This window comes from Enterobacter sp. MEB024 (assembly GCF_030209635.1).
Classification (GTDB): domain Bacteria; phylum Pseudomonadota; class Gammaproteobacteria; order Enterobacterales; family Enterobacteriaceae; genus Enterobacter; species Enterobacter ludwigii.
In genome coordinates, this window is the sequence record NZ_JARVRQ010000001.1 from 371,694 (window position 1) to 389,848 (window position 18,155).

The 18,155-nt window shown below is 52.1% G+C and carries 14 protein-coding genes; 4 read left to right on the forward strand and 10 right to left on the reverse strand.

The features are described from left to right. Window positions 1-3: 3 nt before the first annotated feature. From QRN24_RS01740 to QRN24_RS01750, 3 genes are all read left to right on the forward strand, one after another. Complete coding sequence (locus QRN24_RS01740) at window positions 4-774, forward strand: (S)-acetoin forming diacetyl reductase (RefSeq protein WP_020885040.1); 771 nt, start codon at window positions 4-6, stop codon at window positions 772-774. Between the two features lie 131 nt (window positions 775-905). Then, window positions 906-1,379, forward strand: a complete 474-nt coding sequence (locus QRN24_RS01745) for a cold-shock protein (protein WP_014169053.1) — start codon at window positions 906-908, stop codon at window positions 1,377-1,379. 163 nt (window positions 1,380-1,542) lie between these two features. Further along, window positions 1,543-2,241 carry a GNAT family N-acetyltransferase gene (locus QRN24_RS01750; RefSeq protein WP_014169054.1) on the forward strand — a complete coding sequence of 233 codons (699 nt, stop codon included), beginning with the start codon at window positions 1,543-1,545 and terminating at the stop codon, window positions 2,239-2,241. A 46-nt stretch (window positions 2,242-2,287) separates the two neighbouring features. Here the strand turns inward: QRN24_RS01750 and betA are convergent, their stop codons facing one another. The 3 genes from betA to betI are packed head-to-tail and all read right to left on the reverse strand — an operon-like array spanning window position 2,288 to window position 6,039. After that, the gene (gene betA / locus QRN24_RS01755) at window positions 2,288-3,952 is read right to left on the reverse strand and encodes a choline dehydrogenase (protein ID WP_284942259.1); all 1,665 of its coding nucleotides are present in this window, start codon (window positions 3,950-3,952) and stop codon (window positions 2,288-2,290) included. Between the two features lie 13 nt (window positions 3,953-3,965). Next, entirely contained in the window at window positions 3,966-5,438 is a 1,473-nt protein-coding gene (betB, locus tag QRN24_RS01760) for a betaine-aldehyde dehydrogenase (RefSeq protein WP_032677651.1), read from the reverse strand. A 13-nt stretch (window positions 5,439-5,451) separates the two neighbouring features. Further along, entirely contained in the window at window positions 5,452-6,039 is a 588-nt protein-coding gene (gene betI, locus QRN24_RS01765) for a transcriptional regulator BetI (protein WP_020885037.1), read from the reverse strand. A 128-nt stretch (window positions 6,040-6,167) separates the two neighbouring features. Between betI and betT the strand changes: the two genes are divergently transcribed. After that, on the forward strand, window positions 6,168-8,201 hold the full coding sequence (gene betT, locus QRN24_RS01770; RefSeq protein WP_014169058.1) for a choline BCCT transporter BetT: 2,034 nt from the start codon (window positions 6,168-6,170) through the stop codon (window positions 8,199-8,201). A gap of 84 nt (window positions 8,202-8,285) precedes the next feature. Here betT and QRN24_RS01775 read toward each other — a convergent pair whose 3' ends face one another. The 7 genes from QRN24_RS01775 to QRN24_RS01805 all read right to left on the reverse strand — a co-directional run bounded on the left by QRN24_RS01775 (window position 8,286) and on the right by QRN24_RS01805 (window position 17,954). Beyond that, window positions 8,286-10,391 carry a prolyl oligopeptidase family serine peptidase gene (locus tag QRN24_RS01775; protein WP_284942260.1) on the reverse strand — a complete coding sequence of 702 codons (2,106 nt, stop codon included), beginning with the start codon at window positions 10,389-10,391 and terminating at the stop codon, window positions 8,286-8,288. Next, window positions 10,388-12,520 (reverse strand): peptidase domain-containing ABC transporter, encoded by a 2,133-nt coding sequence (locus tag QRN24_RS01780; RefSeq protein WP_163304623.1) that lies wholly within the window; start codon window positions 12,518-12,520, stop codon window positions 10,388-10,390. Before QRN24_RS01780 ends, QRN24_RS01775 begins: the two co-directional genes overlap by 4 nt. After that, window positions 12,513-13,787 (reverse strand): HlyD family secretion protein, encoded by a 1,275-nt coding sequence (locus QRN24_RS01785; protein WP_113656473.1) that lies wholly within the window; start codon window positions 13,785-13,787, stop codon window positions 12,513-12,515. The genes QRN24_RS01780 and QRN24_RS01785 overlap by 8 nt, the downstream gene beginning before the upstream one ends. Before the next feature lie 149 nt (window positions 13,788-13,936). After that, window positions 13,937-14,143, reverse strand: a complete 207-nt coding sequence (locus QRN24_RS01790) for a hypothetical protein (protein WP_284942261.1) — start codon at window positions 14,141-14,143, stop codon at window positions 13,937-13,939. 102 nt (window positions 14,144-14,245) lie between these two features. Next, a complete protein-coding gene (locus QRN24_RS01795; RefSeq protein WP_163304619.1) occupies window positions 14,246-14,416 on the reverse strand; it encodes a hypothetical protein in 171 nt (56 codons plus the stop codon). Between the two features lie 505 nt (window positions 14,417-14,921). Continuing rightward, window positions 14,922-15,584: an enterobactin synthase subunit EntD gene (gene entD / locus QRN24_RS01800; RefSeq protein ID WP_284942262.1), complete on the reverse strand. Its 663-nt coding sequence runs from the start codon at window positions 15,582-15,584 to the stop codon at window positions 14,922-14,924. 120 nt (window positions 15,585-15,704) lie between these two features. Beyond that, window positions 15,705-17,954, reverse strand: coding sequence for a TonB-dependent siderophore receptor (locus QRN24_RS01805; protein WP_020885035.1), 2,250 nt, complete (start codon window positions 17,952-17,954; stop codon window positions 15,705-15,707). Between the last annotated feature and the right edge of the window lie 201 nt (window positions 17,955-18,155).

Consider the following 18,155-nt stretch of genomic DNA (forward strand, 5'->3'; position numbering starts at 1 on the left):
GAAATGCAAAAAGTTGCTCTCGTAACAGGCTCAGGCCAGGGGATTGGTAAAGCGATTGCGCTTCGCCTGGTGAAAGACGGTTTTGCCGTCGCCATCGCGGATTACAACGAAGAGACGGCAAAAGCCGTTGCTGATGAGATCACTCGCAATGGGGGGAAGGCCGTCGCCGTGAAGGTGGATGTCTCCAGCCGCGAGCAGGTGTTTGCAGCGGTGGAAAAAGCCCGCACTGCGCTGGGCGGTTTCAACGTGATCGTCAACAATGCCGGGATCGCGCCTTCCACGCCAATTGAGTCGATCACCCCGGAAATTGTCGACAAAGTTTACAACATCAACGTCAAAGGGGTTATCTGGGGTATCCAGGCCGCCATTGACGCCTTCCGTAAAGAAGGGCACGGCGGCAAGATCATCAACGCCTGTTCCCAGGCAGGCCATACCGGGAACCCTGAACTGGCGGTCTACAGTTCCAGTAAGTTTGCGGTACGCGGGTTAACCCAGACGGCGGCACGTGACCTTGCGCCATTAGGGATCACCGTTAACGCTTACTGCCCGGGCATCGTCAAAACGCCGATGTGGGCGGAAATTGACCGCCAGGTCTCCGAAGCGGCGGGTAAACCGCTCGGCTACGGCACTGAAACGTTTGCCAAACGCATTACGCTTGGCAGATTGTCCGAACCCGAAGATGTGGCCGCCTGCGTCTCTTATCTCGCCGGGCCAGATTCCGACTACATGACCGGTCAGTCCCTGTTGATTGACGGTGGTATGGTGTTCAACTAAATACTAATAAGCTCTGACATGAGTTTTCCCCTGCCCCCGTGCAGGGGCTTTTTTTTGTCTCCTCAGCCATTGTGGATTACACTGCGCGCTGCAAAACTTTAGTCTTAGAGATCTGACAGGCGGTAACAGCGATGAACGGTACAATCACAACGTGGTTTAAAGATAAAGGCTTTGGATTTATCAAAGATGAAAACGGTGACAACCGCTATTTTCATGTGATTAAGGTCGCCAACCCTGATCTGATTAAGAAAGACGCAGCGGTGACCTTCGAGCCCACAACCAACAACAAAGGCCTTTCCGCCTATGCGGTGAAGGTGATCCCGGAAAGCAAACACCTCTATATCGCAGGCGAGCGCGTGAAGCTCACTTCGATCAAATCGTTTGTGGTGTTCAGCGAAGAAGAGCCAGCAGATACCGGTATCGATAAAGAGAACGCGGTACTGTCCGTGGGGCTGCTGATGAACAACATCAAACCCAAGTCTGACAAAAAACCGGGTGAAATGCGCACGGTGAAGAAGCTGGCTATCACCACCTTCCAGAATACGACGATGATCTTCACGGAAGATGAGATCGACATCGACGCTACGGTGAAGCTGCTGAAATAATGCTTTGCCGGGTAGGGCGACGTCTTACCCGGCGTACCGCTGTCATCCTGGCGTGCAAACGCCACTCCCTCCCGTTTTCCCCAGCAGGCAATACGCCGCGTCTCTTTTCGTCCGCTTTTTAACCTGCTATAACAAAACCCTTATCCTTCCGGGAGTCAACGCCGTGCCCGAGCTTAATCAACATGGTCAAACTGTTAACGATATCGTCCCCGACTGGAAATGCGCCCGTGCGTTAACCCGCACTCCGCTCGTCGGTCAGTATTGTCGTCTGGAGCCGCTGGATGCCGAACGCCACGCGGCAGATTTGTATGAGGCCTATGCGCTGGGGGACGACAGCGACTGGACGTGGCTTGTCAGCACCCAGCCCGTGAGCGTTGAAGACACCGCAGAATGGGTCCTTGGCAAAGTACTGGATGATGAACTGGTGCCGTATGCCGTCATCGATTTGCGTACCGGGCAAGCGGTGGGGCTGGTGAGCTATATGGCAATAGAGCGCATGCAAGGGTCGGTGGAGATCGGCCACGTCACCTGGTCACGCAAGATGAAAGGCTCCCGCCTTGGCACGGAAACCGTATGGCTGCTGCTCAGGAATGCATTCGAGCATGGCTATCGTCGGCTGGAGTGGAAGTGCGATTCAATGAACACTGCCTCGCGTAATGCGGCGGAAAGGCTGGGGTTTGTCTGGGAAGGCCGGCTGCGTCAGAAGCTGGTGCGCAAAGGGCGCAACCGCGACAGCGACATGCTGTCAATCATTGATGGCGAATGGCCACAGCGGGATGCCGAACTCCGCGCCTGGCTGGCTGAAGCGAATTTTGACGGGGAAGGGCGGCAGCGTAAAAAGCTGGAGGCGTTTCGTCTGTAAAATATGCCCCTCACCCGTTGGGAGAGGGGCTGCTTAGCAAACTGCGTTACAGGCGAACCGGTGCACCGTTGGCGACATAATATGCCGCGGTACTCTTCGCCAGCGGCTCGCGTCCGCGAATGGCATCGGCAATTTTCTCGCCAATCATGATGGTGGTGGCGTTCAGGTTGCCGGTGATGATCTGCGGCATAATGGACGCATCCACCACGCGTAATCCTTCCAGCCCATGAACGCGACCCTCGCCGTCGACCACGGCCATTTCGTCATACCCCATCTTACAGGTGCCGCACGGGTGGAAGGCGGTTTCAGCGTGGTTACGCACAAACTCGTCCAGCTGTTCGTCGGTCTGGCACTCAATGCCCGGGCTGATTTCCCGTCCACGGTATTTATCCAGCGCCGGCTGGTGCATGATCTCACGGGTTATGCGGATAGCATCGCGAAACTCCTGCCAGTCCTGTTCGTGGGACATATAGTTGAACAGGATCGCCGGATGCTGATGCGGATCGCGTGATTTAATCCGTACACTCCCGCGGCTTGGTGAGCGCATGGAGCCAACGTGGCACTGGAAGCCGTGCTCTTTGACCGCGTTCGACCCGTTGTAGTTAATGGCGACCGGCAGGAAGTGGTATTGAATATTCGGCCATTCAAACTCCTCGCGGCTGCGGATAAACCCGCCCGCTTCAAAGTGGTTGCTCGCTCCCACGCCGGTGCCGCCAAACAGCCACTCCGCGCCAATCTTCGGCTGGTTCCACCACTGCAGGGCAGGGTAGAGAGAGACCGGCTCTTTGCACTCGTACTGCAGGTACATCTCTAAGTGATCCTGCAGGTTTTCACCCACACCCGGGAGGTCATGTACCAGCGGGATGCCAAACTGCTTCAGCAGTTCCGCGTTACCCACGCCGGAGCGCTGCAGGATCTGCGGAGAGGCAATCGCCCCGGCGCACAGCAGCACCTCTTTGCTGGCCGTCGCTTTTGACGGAATCGTGCTCTCGCCTTCCAGCCACTCGACGCCTGCCGCACGTTTGCCGTCAAAACTAATGTGATCGGTCATGGCATGGGTGCGAATGGTCAGGTTCGGGCGTGATTTCGCCTGATCCAGATAGCCGCGTGCGGTACTGGCGCGACGGCCCCGCGGCGTCACGGTTCTGTCCATCGGGCCGAAACCTTCCTGCTGATAGCCGTTAAGATCGTCAGTACGCGGGTAGCCCGCCTGCACACCGGCTTCTACCATCGCTTCAAACAGCGGGTTTACGCCGGGTTTAGAGGTGGTCACGCTCACCGGGCCGTCGCCGCCGTGGTAGTCGTTTGGCCCCACGTCACGGGTCTCAGCCTTACGGTAGTAGGGCAGGCAGTTGAGATAGCTCCAGTGTTCCAGACCCGGCTCAGTTGCCCAGTTGTCCAGATCCATCGCGTTACCGCGGATGTAGCACATGCCGTTGATCAGGGATGAGCCGCCCAGCCCTTTGCCGCGACCGCACTCCATACGGCGGTTGTTCATGTGCGGCTCGGGCTCGGTTTCATACGCCCAATTGTAACGCTTGCCCTGCAAGGGAAACGCCAGCGCGGCAGGCATCTGGGTGCGGAAGTCAAAACGGTAATCCGGGCCGCCCGCTTCAAGCAGCAGAACGGTGGTATTGGGATCTTCCGTCAGTCGTGTTGCCAGTACGTTGCCGGCAGAGCCGGCACCAATAATGATGTAGTCAAATTGCAAAAAAACCTCCCGGTTAAAATATGGACTGGAATTTACCCATCTCAACCTGGATGGACTTCACCTGGGTATAACTCTGGAGCGTCATTACGCCGTTCTCGCGGCCAATGCCGGAGTGTTTGTAGCCACCAACCGGCATCTCTGCCGCGGATTCACCCCAGGTGTTGATCCAGCAGATACCCGCTTCAAGCTGGTGGATCGCGCTGTGTGCGCGGTTCAGGTCGGCAGTCACGATGCCTGCCGCCAGACCGTAATCGGTGTCGTTGGCGCGACGAATCACCTCTTCGTCGGTTTCGTACGTGAGGATGGACATCACCGGCCCGAAGATCTCTTCGCGCACGATGGTCATCTCATCGGTGCAGTCGGTGAACACGGTGGGAGCCACCCACGCGCCGTTGTCAAAGCCTTCGCCTTTCAGCACGTCGCCACCGCACAGTACACGCGCGCCTTCCTCTTTGCCTTTGGCGATATAGCGCAGCACGTTTTCGCGGTGCGGGAAGCTCACCAGTGGGCCAAAGTTGGTGCGTTCGTCGAACAGATCGCCCGCGCGAATACGTGCCACGCGGTCAACAATTTTCTGCTCAAACGCTGCTTTGAATTTCGCCGGCACGAACACGCGGGTGCCGTTGGTGCATACCTGGCCGGAACTGAAGAAGTTGGCCATCATGGCGATGTCCGCCGCGAGATCCAGGTCGGCATCGTCGAAAATAACCAGCGGGGATTTCCCGCCCAGCTCCATCGTCACCTCTTTCAGGGACGAGGCCGCCGAATTGGCCATCACTTTTTTGCCGCTGGCAACGCCGCCGGTGAAGGAGACTTTGGCGATACCCGGGTGCTCGGTCAGGAACTGGCCGGTTTCTGCGCCCACGCCCGGCAGAACGTTAAACACGCCGTCCGGCAGACCCGCTTCGGTGTAGATCTCGGCAAGCTTCAGAGCGGTGAGGGGCGTCACTTCGCTCGGTTTGAAGATCATCGCGTTACCTGCGGCCAGCGCTGGCGCGGATTTCCACAGGGCGATCTGGATCGGGTAGTTCCACGCGCCAATGCCCGCGACCACGCCCAGCGGTTCACGACGGGTATAGACAAATGAGGTATCGCGCAGGGGGATCTGGCTGCCTTCCAGCGCCGGGATCAGCCCTGCGTAGTACTCCAGCACGTCCGCGCCGGTGACGATATCAACGGTGCTGGTTTCTGAGTACGCTTTGCCGGTGTCGAGGGTTTCCAGCTTCGCCAGCTCGTCGTTACGCTCACGAAGAATGTCTACCGCACGGCGCAGAATGCGCGAGCGCTCCATGGCGGTCATTGCCGCCCAGATTTTTTGCCCGCGCTGCGCGCTTTCTACGGCGCGATCGACATCCTCGCGTCCGGCGGCCTGAACGGTCGCCAGGACTTCACCGTTGGCCGGGTTGATGGTCTCGAAGGTGCGACCGCTGGTGGCCGATGTATAACCACCATTGATATAAAGCTGCTGTTCTGCCATTCGGGACATAAATTCTCCTCGGTTAATCGGTCGGTAAATGCTGGCTAATAAAGTGGCTGGTGAGCGACTGGGCCAGGGTTTTATCCAGCGGTTTGCCACTCAGCGCGGCGCGCAGCCACAGCCCGTCAATCAGCGCCGCGAGCCCGTAACCCGCCTCCTGCGCCTGTTCGCGCGGCAGCTCGCGGCGGAACTCATACACCAGGTTCGACAGCAGACGGCGGCTGCTCACCTGCTGCAGACGGTAGAGCATTGGCTGATGCATGCTGCTCGCCCAGAAGGCCAGCCAGGCTTTCATTGCCGCGCCGCTGATCTGGGTTTCATCAAAATTGCCGCCGACAATCGCCTGCAGACGCTGCTCAGCGCTGCCGTGCGGTAAGGCATGCAAACGGTTCAATACCGCGTCGCGCAGCTGGCCGGTGATGTCGCGCATGGTCGCTTCCAGCAGGCCATTTTTGTCCTTGAAATAGTGACTGATGATCCCCGTGGAAACGCCCGCCCGACGGGCGATCTGCGCGATGGTCGCGTCATGCATTCCCACTTCATTTATTGCTTCCAGCGTGGCGTCGATCAGTTGCCTGCGCCGGATTGGCTGCATCCCCACTTTGGGCATTTTTGCCACTCCATTCATCAGCGTTGGTTAACCATTAAAGCGGTTTTTGATTGGACGTTCAATATAAAATGTGTCTTAATTGTTGCGGTTTTGGATTTCAATAGTTACAAAAACAGTGGGGATACTGGATGACAGATCTTTCGCAAGACAGAGAAAAGGACAAAATCAATCCGGTTGTTTTTTATACATCCGCAGGACTGATTTTGTTGTTTTCCCTGATGACGATCTTCTTTAGCGATTTTTCTGCCGAGTGGATTGGGCGCACCCTTAACTGGGTGTCGAAGACCTTCGGCTGGTACTACTTGCTGGCGGCGACGCTCTATATCGTCTTCGTCGTCTGCATCGCCTGCTCGCGCTTTGGCTCGGTAAAGCTCGGGCCGGAACAGTCAAAACCCGAGTTCAGCCTGCTGAGCTGGGCCGCGATGCTGTTTGCCGCGGGCATTGGTATTGACCTGATGTTCTTCTCCGTGGCGGAACCGGTCACGCAATATATGCAGCCACCGGAAGGGGCGGGGCAGACGATGGAGGCCGCGCGACAGGCGATGGTCTGGACATTGTTCCACTACGGCTTAACCGGCTGGTCGATGTATGCCCTGATGGGGATGGCGCTCGGATACTTTAGCTATCGTTATAATTTACCCCTCACGATCCGCTCCGCGCTCTATCCGATTTTCGGTAAAAAAATTAACGGACCGATTGGACACACCGTGGATATTGCGGCGGTGATTGGCACCATCTTTGGGATCGCCACCACGCTCGGTATCGGCGTGGTGCAGCTCAACTACGGTCTGAGCGTGCTGTTTGATATCCCGGATTCCATGGCGGCCAAAGCGGCGCTGATCGCGCTGTCGGTGATTATCGCCACCATTTCGGTTACCTCCGGCGTGGACAAGGGCATTCGCGTGCTTTCTGAGCTGAACGTCGCGCTGGCGCTGGGGTTGATCCTGTTCGTGCTGTTTATGGGCGATACGTCATTCCTGCTCAATGCGTTAGTGCTGAACGTGGGTGATTACGTGAACCGCTTTATGGGTATGACGTTGAACAGCTTCGCCTTCGATCGCCCGGTCGAGTGGATGAACAACTGGACGCTGTTCTTCTGGGCGTGGTGGGTCGCGTGGTCGCCGTTTGTTGGCCTGTTCCTGGCGCGTATTTCGCGTGGACGTACCATTCGTCAGTTTGTGATGGGCACGCTGATTATCCCGTTCACCTTTACGCTGCTGTGGCTGTCGGTGTTCGGCAACAGCGCGCTGCACGAGATCATTCACGGCAATGCGACGTTTGCGCAGGAAGCGATGGTGCATCCGGAGCGGGGGTTCTACAGCCTGCTGGCGCAGTATCCGGCGTTTACCTTTAGCGCCTCTGTTGCAACCATTACCGGCCTGCTGTTTTACGTCACCTCGGCGGATTCCGGCGCGCTGGTGCTGGGGAACTTCACCTCGAAGCTCAAGGACATCAACAGCGATGCTCCCAACTGGCTGCGCATCTTCTGGTCTGTCGCCATTGGCCTGCTGACCCTGGGCATGCTGATGACCAACGGTATTTCTGCCCTGCAGAACACCACGGTGATCATGGGTCTGCCGTTCAGTTTCGTGATCTTCTTCGTGATGGCCGGGCTGTATAAATCTCTCAAGGTGGAAGATTACCGCCGCGTCAGCGCCAGCCGCGACACCGCGCCACGCCCGATGGGTGCGCAGGACAGACTGAGCTGGAAAAAGCGGTTGTCACGTCTGATGAACTATCCGGGCACGCGCTACACCAAACAGATGATGGAAACGGTCTGCTTCCCGGCGATGGAAGAGGTAGCGCAGGAGCTGAAGCTGCGTGGTGCGTATGTTGAACTGAAAAACCTGCCGCCGGACGACGGTGAGACTTTGGGACACCTGGATCTGCTGGTGCATATGGGCGACGAACAAAACTTTGTCTACCAGATTTGGCCACAGCAGTATTCGGTGCCCGGGTTTACCTATCGCGCACGCAGTGGGAAATCAACGTATTACCGCCTTGAGACGTTCCTGCTGGAAGGGAGCCAGGGGAATGACCTGATGGATTACAGTAAGGAACAGGTAATAACGGACATACTGGATCAGTATGAGCGGCACCTGAACTTTATTCACCTCCATCGCGAGGCGCCGGGGAATAGCGTGATGTTCCCGGATGTTTGAGCGGGATAACTAAGTGAATAAAGCGGTATCCTGGAGCAGGGTACCGCTTTTTTTAATGGCGTGGCACATTCGTGCTGCGCAATATTAATGATTCTGAAAATGAATACCGGTTTTCCATATAAAGAAACTCACAGTGTCGACTAATTTTGAATCAGCTTCTGCGTAGGTGGCCGCATTGTGTCCTCCTTGACTGTAAGCTAATACCAGCACCGGAACATTCCACGGTTTGTTTATTGTCTGCAATCGGGCTGCGAATTTTGCTGTCTGCCAGGGGGAGACACGTTGGTCATGCAGGCCGACCGTTAACAACACCGGGGGATAGCGTTTACCTGGAACCAGATGCTGATAAGCGTCTATTTTTAACAAATTGAGCATGCCTGATTGTGTAAAAGGTGAACCCAACTCTTCAAAATTCATCTCGCCTATTGGAATTTTATCCAGTCGACTGGTATTAAGTATTCCGACGTCTATCGCCACAGCTGAAAATAGTTCTGGGCGAAGCGTCATTGCCATACCCATTATAATCCCCCCCGCGCTCTCACCACTGATCACCAATTTTGACGGTGAGGTGTAATTATTATCAACGAGATATTCAGCGCAACGAATAAAATCATTAATAGAATTTTCTTTCTTATTCGCTCTACCTCCTTCATGCCATGCTGGACCCAGTTCACCTCCTCCTCGAACATGCGCGATTGCGATGGCTCCGCCTTGTTCAAGCCAGAGCAAGCGGGAAATATCAAATTCAGGAAGAGTACTTACTCCATAAGCGCCGTAAGCTGTCAACCAGATGGGGGTGGCACCATTGTGTTCAATCCCTTTATGATGAATTAAAGTTAACGGAACGCGGACGTTATCTGCTGTGAGAACCCATATTTCTTCCGTCACATAGTCTGTAAAGGATTGTTTTACCGGTGATATTAAATTCGTATCTCTGATGCGATTATTGACCGGGTTATACTGGAAAATAGCAGGTTGCGTGAGCCAACTCTGTCGGGTGAAGAGGATATCCTTGCGGTTATTGCTGGCGAATATTGCACTCACATTTTCATCTGCTGGTGCTGGAATGAACTGGTGTTTATTCGGGTCTTCAAAAGGAATACGTACGAATTTATTGGTGCCAGAGTCATGGTATGCAATATAAAGTGAATCCCGACTGGTGGTTAGCTGGGTGAGCTCACCATTTGCCCAGCTCATCACATGCTCTCGTTTTGAAGTAGGAGTACTCAGATCGACTCTTGAGATATCATAACCTGATGATGAATTCATGTTAGCAAAATAAATCCACTTTCCAGAGCAAACAAAGGCAGAAACATTCTCATCAACATCAATGATTTTGGCCCAGTGTAATATTCCGTTGAGTGCGGGAGCGTTTTTTGCTGAAAAAAGATAGCCGCCATAACCGCTGATTGATTTCGAAAAATAAACGATGAGATATGCAGAGTCGGGGGATGCAAACAAATTAACGTTTTCACATTTCTTCTGTGTCAATTCCGGGAGAGTATGCCAGTCAAAAGTCATAACATCATTTTGGCTCCCTAAATGATGGTAGTAGACTTTTCCGCATGTTTGTCGCCCGGTATCATGAGTTGTATCGTTAAGACTGTAATAAAATGACTGGTTATCCGCTGCCCAGACAACATTAGGATAGCGAACCGCGGAAATTTCATCTTTTAATACGACACCATCCGCAACTCTGATGACATTTATTGCCGTAGTTTCAGTACCATTTTTCGATAATCCAAAAGCCACATAGTGACCGTCTGGAGATGGGCTAAAAAAATTAATCCCATATCCGACGGGAGGGGTAATAACCACTCGTTCAGGTTTTCCCTTTTGTTGCACAAAAAGCCGCAGATAAGGATGTTCAGTTGTCGATCGTAGGTAGAAACGACGATCGCCCGCATCATAGATATCAGATAGAGTTGGTTCTGTGTTAACCAGTATGCTTAGTCTTTTCGCCAGTGCATTTCGCCAGGGGAGGGTGTGTAATATTTTAACCGCCTGGTCTGATTGATGGCTTAGCCAACGAGCTGTCTGTTGTCCGTCGGTTTCCATCCAGCGATAAGGATCTACGTTGTTGTCAACATCTGCGTTTCTCCCATGGGCATGAGTGAAAAAAACGCAGCCAAACAAAATGACTATTATGAATAATGTCGGTTTTATACTTAGTCTTACGCAATTTTTCATTCAGAGTGCAGTCCATGCTGTTCTGTCTGTGGCATTAATCGAATCACACGCTCAACAGATGCGATGGTTGATTGTCTGTGAGCAATGATTATTCGGGTGATGTTTAGCTTTTTGATAGCCTGATTAACATACGTTTCACTCTCTTCGTCCAATGCACTGGTTGCTTCATCCATAAATAATATCCCGGGTTTACGATAAAGTGCGCGGGCAATAAAGATGCGTTGTTTCTGTCCTCCAGACAACCCCTCACCAAGTTCTCCAACTAATGTATCGTATCCCATGGGCATTTTTACAATAGCACCATGGATAAAGCTTGCGCGAGCGCACTCTTCCATCCATTCGTAATCGGCATTTTCATCGAAGCCACAAATATTTTCTCTAATTGAACCAGAAAATAACTTATCATCCTGCATTACGCACCCGATTATTTTGCGGTAATTGTTTAAACCAAGTTGTTGAATGTCATTACCATCGATCATTACTGAACCTGTCTGCGGTTCAAACAATCCACAAAGAACCCTCATAAGCGTTGTTTTACCTGCACCTGACGGGCCTGTAATTGCCACACTTTCTCCAGCTAAAACCTGGAAAGAAAGACCACGAAAGACAGCGGCCGAATGGTCATCATATCGGTAGCTTAATGCATTTATTTCTAGGGCTACAGGTTTCATCGTGTTTAATATTTCTCTATCGGGCTTTTTCTTTTCTTGAGTATTAAGTGCAATATCTGCCACACGTTCATTATGAAGGTGCATCATGCGCAACTTAGTCAGGAAATTAGTTAATGACCAAACTCTGTCGGCAAATTGTTCTCTGAATACACCGAAAGCGATGAACATCCCAATTGTTATATCGTTATCTATAATGAGTCTTGAACCCAGCCATAGCATTGCTATCTGCTCGCAAGCAGTGATAAGGGAGTTTACGCCACCAAAAAGCAAATCCATTTTGGTGATTTTTATTTCAGTGTTAATTGTGTCAATTTCCAGGTTCAGCCAGTGGATGCTTCTTCTTTCACTAAAACCTTGCATTTTAATGGTCGCTATACCGTACAACGTTTCCATGAAATAAGATCGGGTTCGGGCGTCTCTAACGAGAATTTCCTCCGATAATTCGCGGTAGGTACTGTACGTCATAAGACGGATGAGGACATATAGAGCAGTAAAACACATAACAACGCCTGTGAGCCAGCCGCCATAAAGTGCCATCATAATGACAACACCGATCAACATTGTTCCATCGATGAGTGCTCCAACGATACTACTGGTAAAGGTTTCCCGAAGAGTGTTCAACGATCCAAAGCGAGACTGAATGTCACCTAACTTGCGTCGCTCAAAATAACTCAAAGGTAGCCGCAGTAAATGTGAAAATAACCCGGATTGCCACTGAACATTGATGAGCGTAGTCATTAATAATGAAGACCATGAACGCAGTGCGCTCAATGCCAGGCGTAAGAAAGTAAAGAGTAACAGACCAATACAAATCAGTGTCAGTAAGCCCACATCTGCAGCGGGAATAGCATGATCCAGTGCAAGCTGAGTACCTATCGGGATAAGAAGATTTATGGATTCAATAATGAGCGAATAGAAAAATATTTTCGCTAGCGTACCCTTAAGACCATGTACCTTTGCTGCAAGGGCTTTGAGGCTGAAGTGGTGACTTTCTTGCTCTTCGGTAAATGTACTTCCAGGCCATACTTCGAGTGCTATGCCAGTGAAGTATTGAGACATTTCCTCGAGATTTATCGTTCTACGGCCTCTGGCAGGGTCGTGTAGGATCACTCGATTTTGTTTCACACCGACCAGAACTACAAAATGGTTAAAATCCCAATGTAAGATGCAGGGGATCTTAAGCGAGTTGAGTTCATGAAGTTCCAGGGATAAACAGCGAGATGCAAGTCCTAATTGTTCAGCAATTTCTTTCATTCCTGCCAATGTTGTCCCACGTGCAGATAGGTTGAATTGTTGTCGCAAGGAGATGAGATTGCTATTTTTTCCATAGTGATTACAAATCATCGCAAGACAAGCCAAACCGCATTCTGAGGATTCCGTTTGATGAACTAGTGGAACCCGAGAACGCAGATGAAGATCGAGTTGTCCGAGAAGCGTTTTAAAAGCACGTTTACTCATTTATCGGGCCCTCTATGCTATTTTTCATATCGTAGAAGGGGGAAAGCATCCACTGATAGATCTTCCTTTTTTCCAGAAATAAGGTGCTTTGAGCTTGCATTCCATTACCCAAGCTCAGACGTTTACCCGCGTACGCAATATTTTGTCTGTCAGGTTTGATAATAACTTTGTAGTAGGGTGCAGCTGAAGATGAGGCCACTTTAAGCGCCCCTTGATAGGTTTGCATTTCCTGTGGGGAGGCTGGGGAACGTGAGATGACAGAAATTGCTCCGCCAAACATACCGAATTTTTGAGCAGGAAAGGCTTCATAGCGGATGTTCACGCGGTCTCCAGCATTAAGATAGGGGACTGCGTCATTCGGTACCCAAATGACAAGAGAGAAATGATCGATATTGTATGGGATGATTTGTAGCAGACTGTCGCCCGGCTTGATCATCTGCCCGACGGTGACGCTAAGGGAATCTACCCTCCCGTTAGCCATGGCTCGGATAATAATAGCGCCTCCAGCATCAATACTCAGACGTTCTTTTTGCAATTCATAGCGCTGAAGTTCCATTTGATGAATCTGGTTATCAAATTCAGCGGCCTGCGTCTGAATCTGACTCTCCAGTGTTGTCACCTGCAACGCGTTTTGGTCACTCTGGGCAGACAGGTTAATCATGTTATTCTGTCGTTCGTAGTATAAGGCTATCTGATTAATCAGCTGATCCTGAGTAATAAGACCACGCGCCTGATAATGCCGGTAGTTCTCCATGTTAGTTTTCATTACATGGAGGCCTTCCTGGGCTTGGGTGATAATATCTGAGGAACGTTTGAGAGCAGCGCTATATTGTTCTTTTTGTTTTTTGAGCATCTCAAGAGTGTTTTTTTTATTTTCCTGGAGAAGAGACATGATTTGAGATATGCGTGTCAGCTGGTTGTCAACATCCATACGCTGATTATCGCTGACAACACCGCTACGTGTGCTTTTACTAACATCGATCATGTAAATAGCATCACCTACTTTGAGCAGTTGACCTTCTTTGACAAATTGTTTAACTACCACCCCCTGAACACTGGCGTAAACGTTAGATGAACGAGGATAGGTGGTTATTTCTCCCACTACAGTTATTCTTCTCGTATAGGTGAACGTTAGGACGAAGGTTAGAAAAGCAATAACAAAAAAAACAGATAGCCCTGCAACCAACCAAACAGGGATCCCAGGCAGTAATATGGCTCTTCCTTGCCATCTCAATTTTTTGTGATCAACCGCTTTTTGGCGATACACGCACTTTTTCCTTTTTTTAAAAGATTTCGTGATTTTGTGTGGTTCACCAGGTGACAATTTTAAGTCAATTGCACCTGGTTATTCTGCATATCCAGGGATATCGTGTTTTTTCCTGCATATGTAATTTGCTTTGCTGCGCTTCGGTAATACTATTTCTTCGACGACTCAACCATCCCTACCGTTACGGCCATCGTGTCCACCGGGACCACCTTTACCGCCTTTGCCCCCTTTCCCTCCAGGGCCACCATTTCCAGAACCACAGGTTCCTCCATTACCTCCGCGGCCGCCATTACCGCCTGCGCCCCCGTTACCTCCACTTCCACCATCGCATTGCGAACCCCCAGAAATACCTTCACTCTCTGATTTCAGTAGTTCTCGCATTTTTACTCCTGATAAAGTAATGCATCACGCACAACGACCCGCCATGACAAACTTACAGCGGGTCGTCGTTTTGGTTTTTAATGATGGCTATCGACGACCGCCATTATTGCCACCGCCGCAGCTTCCGCCGTTACCCCCATTACCGCCATTACCGCCGCGACCACCATTACCGCCATTGCCGCCATTACAGGTACCACCATTACCACCACTATTGCCATTGCCGTTGCCACTGTGATTACCGTTCCCATTACCGGCACCAATACCACCGGCCACAATACTCATTTCATTTTGATTTAATTCACGCATTAGACTTTCCTTAGTTATATGGAGTTAAAGTAAAACAGCCTTAACATAATGTTCCTGAAATAAAGAAAATGGAAATGACTTATTTCATCTTTCACGGTTTTTTTATCTTTGGGTTTTTGATCTACCTCTAAGTTTCGTTGCATAATTCTGTTATGGAAAGCATGGTGGCGAGTTGTGGATTATGTTCTAAAATTAAATTGGTTTTATCTAACTATTAAAAGTAGTAGGAAGGGATAGATTCTCTTAACATTTGCACTCAAGGGGTGTATGTTTCCCACATCGAGATAGGTTGTGAGGTGCTATATTTTTTATACATGATCGTAGGCGTGATAAAGCTGCAAGGATATTTCTTTGTGGTTGGGTTTTATATTAATAATTGTTTTGTTTTCAGTAATGATATTTTATCAAAAGAGTAGGGTGTTGAATTTTTCGGATAAAAAGTCAAAACTATTCCTGAACGACGAGCAACGTGCATACGCTTTCGTCCATAATTTGCCATGCCAGGTTAAAACACAATCCATCGTAATAACACCCTATGGGTTGGGCAAGTTTTAATACCAGCGTTTTCTCATTCAATGCACTGACCCGTGCGCATTCAAATCCCATGTATTCCCTCACTACAGGAAAAAGCGCTTTAAACAGGCTCTCTTTGGCGCTGAATGCGAGCGTCAATGTAAGCGCGAAAGGCTTGCCCGACTGTAAAAGGCGTGTTTCTTCCTGTGCGTCGACGACACCTTCCTTTATTTCGTGAGCTTCGTTTTCGGAAAGAATGGCTTCCAGATCAATGCCGATTAGCGTATGCGGATAGCGCGCAACCACCGCCATCGCCTGTGTACCGCTGTGGGTAATGCTGCCAGTGATGCCTTCCGGCCAGAGGGGTTCCCCGCTGGGACCGATGCCGGGAACGGCGCATTCGTTAATCGCTCTGAGTGCGTGGACGGCGGCGAGGCGACCGGCAAGGTGTTCGGTTTTTCGTTTTCGCCCGGCGTCGGTTAGCTGGGCCTGGTGAGGAAGCCAGAGGAGGTCGGCGTCGGTAAAGGTGGTGGGATCGAAGGTAATTTGGTGGACCGTGGTTCCGGCAAGACGAAATGTGGAGTGGGTGGTACGCATGTTTTCTCGTCCTGACGTTGAGGAATAGTGCGGCCTGATGCCTTCACCCCGATCCTCTCCTGCCGGGAGAGGGAGACATTCAGCCCCTCTCCCGGCAGGAGAGGGGAGACACAGCCTGCCTTAGAAGTGCGTGTTCACGCTCATAAACCAGGTTCGGCCCGGCTCATTATAGGTGTATGCACCCGCGCCGTACATATACGCACCGGTTGTGGCGTTGCCGGTGGTCTGGGCATTACCCGCGCGCCACTGGCGTTTATCAAAGACGTTATCCACGCCGCCGGTCAGGCTGACGTTTTTGGTCACGTCCCAGGTCGCACTCAGGCCAACGATGCTGTACGGGCTGACTTCGTCTTTCTCAGACCCGGTCACCGGCTGGCCTTTGTAGTTGTACTTCTTCGGCTGCTGCTTGCCGTACCAGGTGAAGGTCGACTGCAGCGACACATCCTGATGTACCTGCCAGCTCAGGGTTGAGTTCAGCGTGTACTCCGGGATGATCGACAGACGGTCGCCGGTCTCCTTGTTCTTGCTTTGCAGCATATAGGTGATGTTGTTGGTCCAGTTGATCGTGTCGCTGACCGGCACGTTCAGGGAGCCTTCCAGACCTTCAACCACCGCTTTAGGCACGTTTTCCCACTGGTAAATATCGGTGGTCACTTTACTGGTGGAGGTCTGGCCGACTGGCGCATACCCCGCTTCAATCTTGTTGCGGTAGTCGTTACGGAACCAGGTCACGCCCGCCAGCCAGCCGTCGTGTTTCCACTCCAGACCAATCTCTTTGTTGATGCTGGTTTCGGCTTTCAGGTCGTCATTACCCATCATGTAGCAACCCACGCCGTCGGAGCTGGCGTAGCAGCCCTGGCCTTTGCTGTACAACAGATAGTTCGGGTTGGTCTGGTACAGGCTCGGCGCTTTATAGGCGCGGGCGATACCCATCTTCAGCGTAAAGTCGTCACCCAGGCCTTGCGACAGGTTCAGGGACGGGCTCCAGTTGTTACCGACGATCGTATGGTGATCGAAGCGCAGCGCCGGGGTCAGCATGGTGCTGTCCGTCAGCTCCATGTTGTTTTCAGCGAACAGGGAGAAGATCTCCGCCGAGGTATACGGGCTACGATCGTTGCTGAGCCCCGGAATGGTCCCGCCCTGCTGGGTTTGCGAGAAGGAGGTCGAGTCCTTCATGCGCTGCTGGTTCCACTCGGTGCCCAGCGTCAGGTTCTGGTTGACGAGGAAATCAATCGGCAGGTTGATTTCGCTGTGCAGCATCACATCAGCCAGGTCGGTGTCGGTGAATTTATTGCTGTTGAACAATCCTTCCGTACCGCCTGCCAGGCCTTCGCCGAGACGCGAATTGCGGGTGTGCTCGTACTGCGCCCAGTTGCTGGTGGTGATGCCATTATCCCAGCCGCCGTTCCAGGTCACCGCAAAGTTCTGACGATAGATACGGTTAGTCTCTTTACCGTAGTTTTTCTTCACCAGACCGCTGGAGCTGTTGTCGTTGTTGGTGTTCTGGGTATCACCCGCGTAGAGGTTGTTCTGGCGGCTATAGCCCGCTTCAAACTCCAGGGACTGCATGGGCGCGAAGTCCCAGCGGACCACGCCGTTAATGTCTTTGTTCTCGACCCCTTCACGGCCTGCAGGCAGGGTGTCGGCATAGGTACCGGTACGATCGGACTGGTGACCCTGGTTGATGTCCCACGCATCGGCCTGGGTTTTGTCCAGGTTACCAAACATGCGGAAGCTGAAGTCGCCGCCCAGCGGGCCGCTCAGGCTGAAGTTGGTGCGCTTAGTGGAACCCTCATCCTTATGTTCTGGAGCATTCAGATAGGTGTTCCAGGAGCCATGCCACTGGTTGTCGAATTTTTTGGTGATGATGTTCACCACGCCGCCTGCCGCACCGTTACCGTAGCGAGCTGCGGCCGGGCCGCGAATGACCTCAATGCGTTCAATCATCTCTGGCGGTACCCAGCCGGTGTCACCGCGGGTATCTCGCTCGCCGCGCCAGCCCAGACGGATGGAGTTGCGGCTGGTGACCGGCTTGCCGTCGATCAGGATCAGGGTGTTTTCCGGACCCATACCACGAATATCAATCTGACGGTTATTGCCGCGCTGTCCGCTGGTGGAGTTCCCGGTCAGGTTAACGCCAGGCATGGTGCGGATGATTTCGGCCACGTCACGTGCGGGCGGGTTTTTACGGATTTCATCGGCGGTGATGGTCGATACCCCTGGTGCCTGCAGGTTCTGCTCTGCGGCGGTGATCACCATGGTGTCTTCGTGCTGCGCGTTGGCGGTGTTGTCGTCTGCCAGCGCTGGCATCGCAACGCCGTAAATCCCTAAGTTGACCAGCAAGGCCAGGGAGTGAATCTTCTTATTCATTGTACGTCCTGCTTTTCGCGCCGCATCCCCGGGCTCCATTCCCGAAAGGGAGAGGAGGCGGCATGGTGTCACCCGCAGTTTGCGTAAGCAGCCCCGTCCTCGAGCGCACACAACGCGTGGCATGGTTGTTTTATAAGCGCGCTTCCCACAGCGCGGCCATTACGCTATTGCAAATGCAAATAGTTATCAATAATATTATCA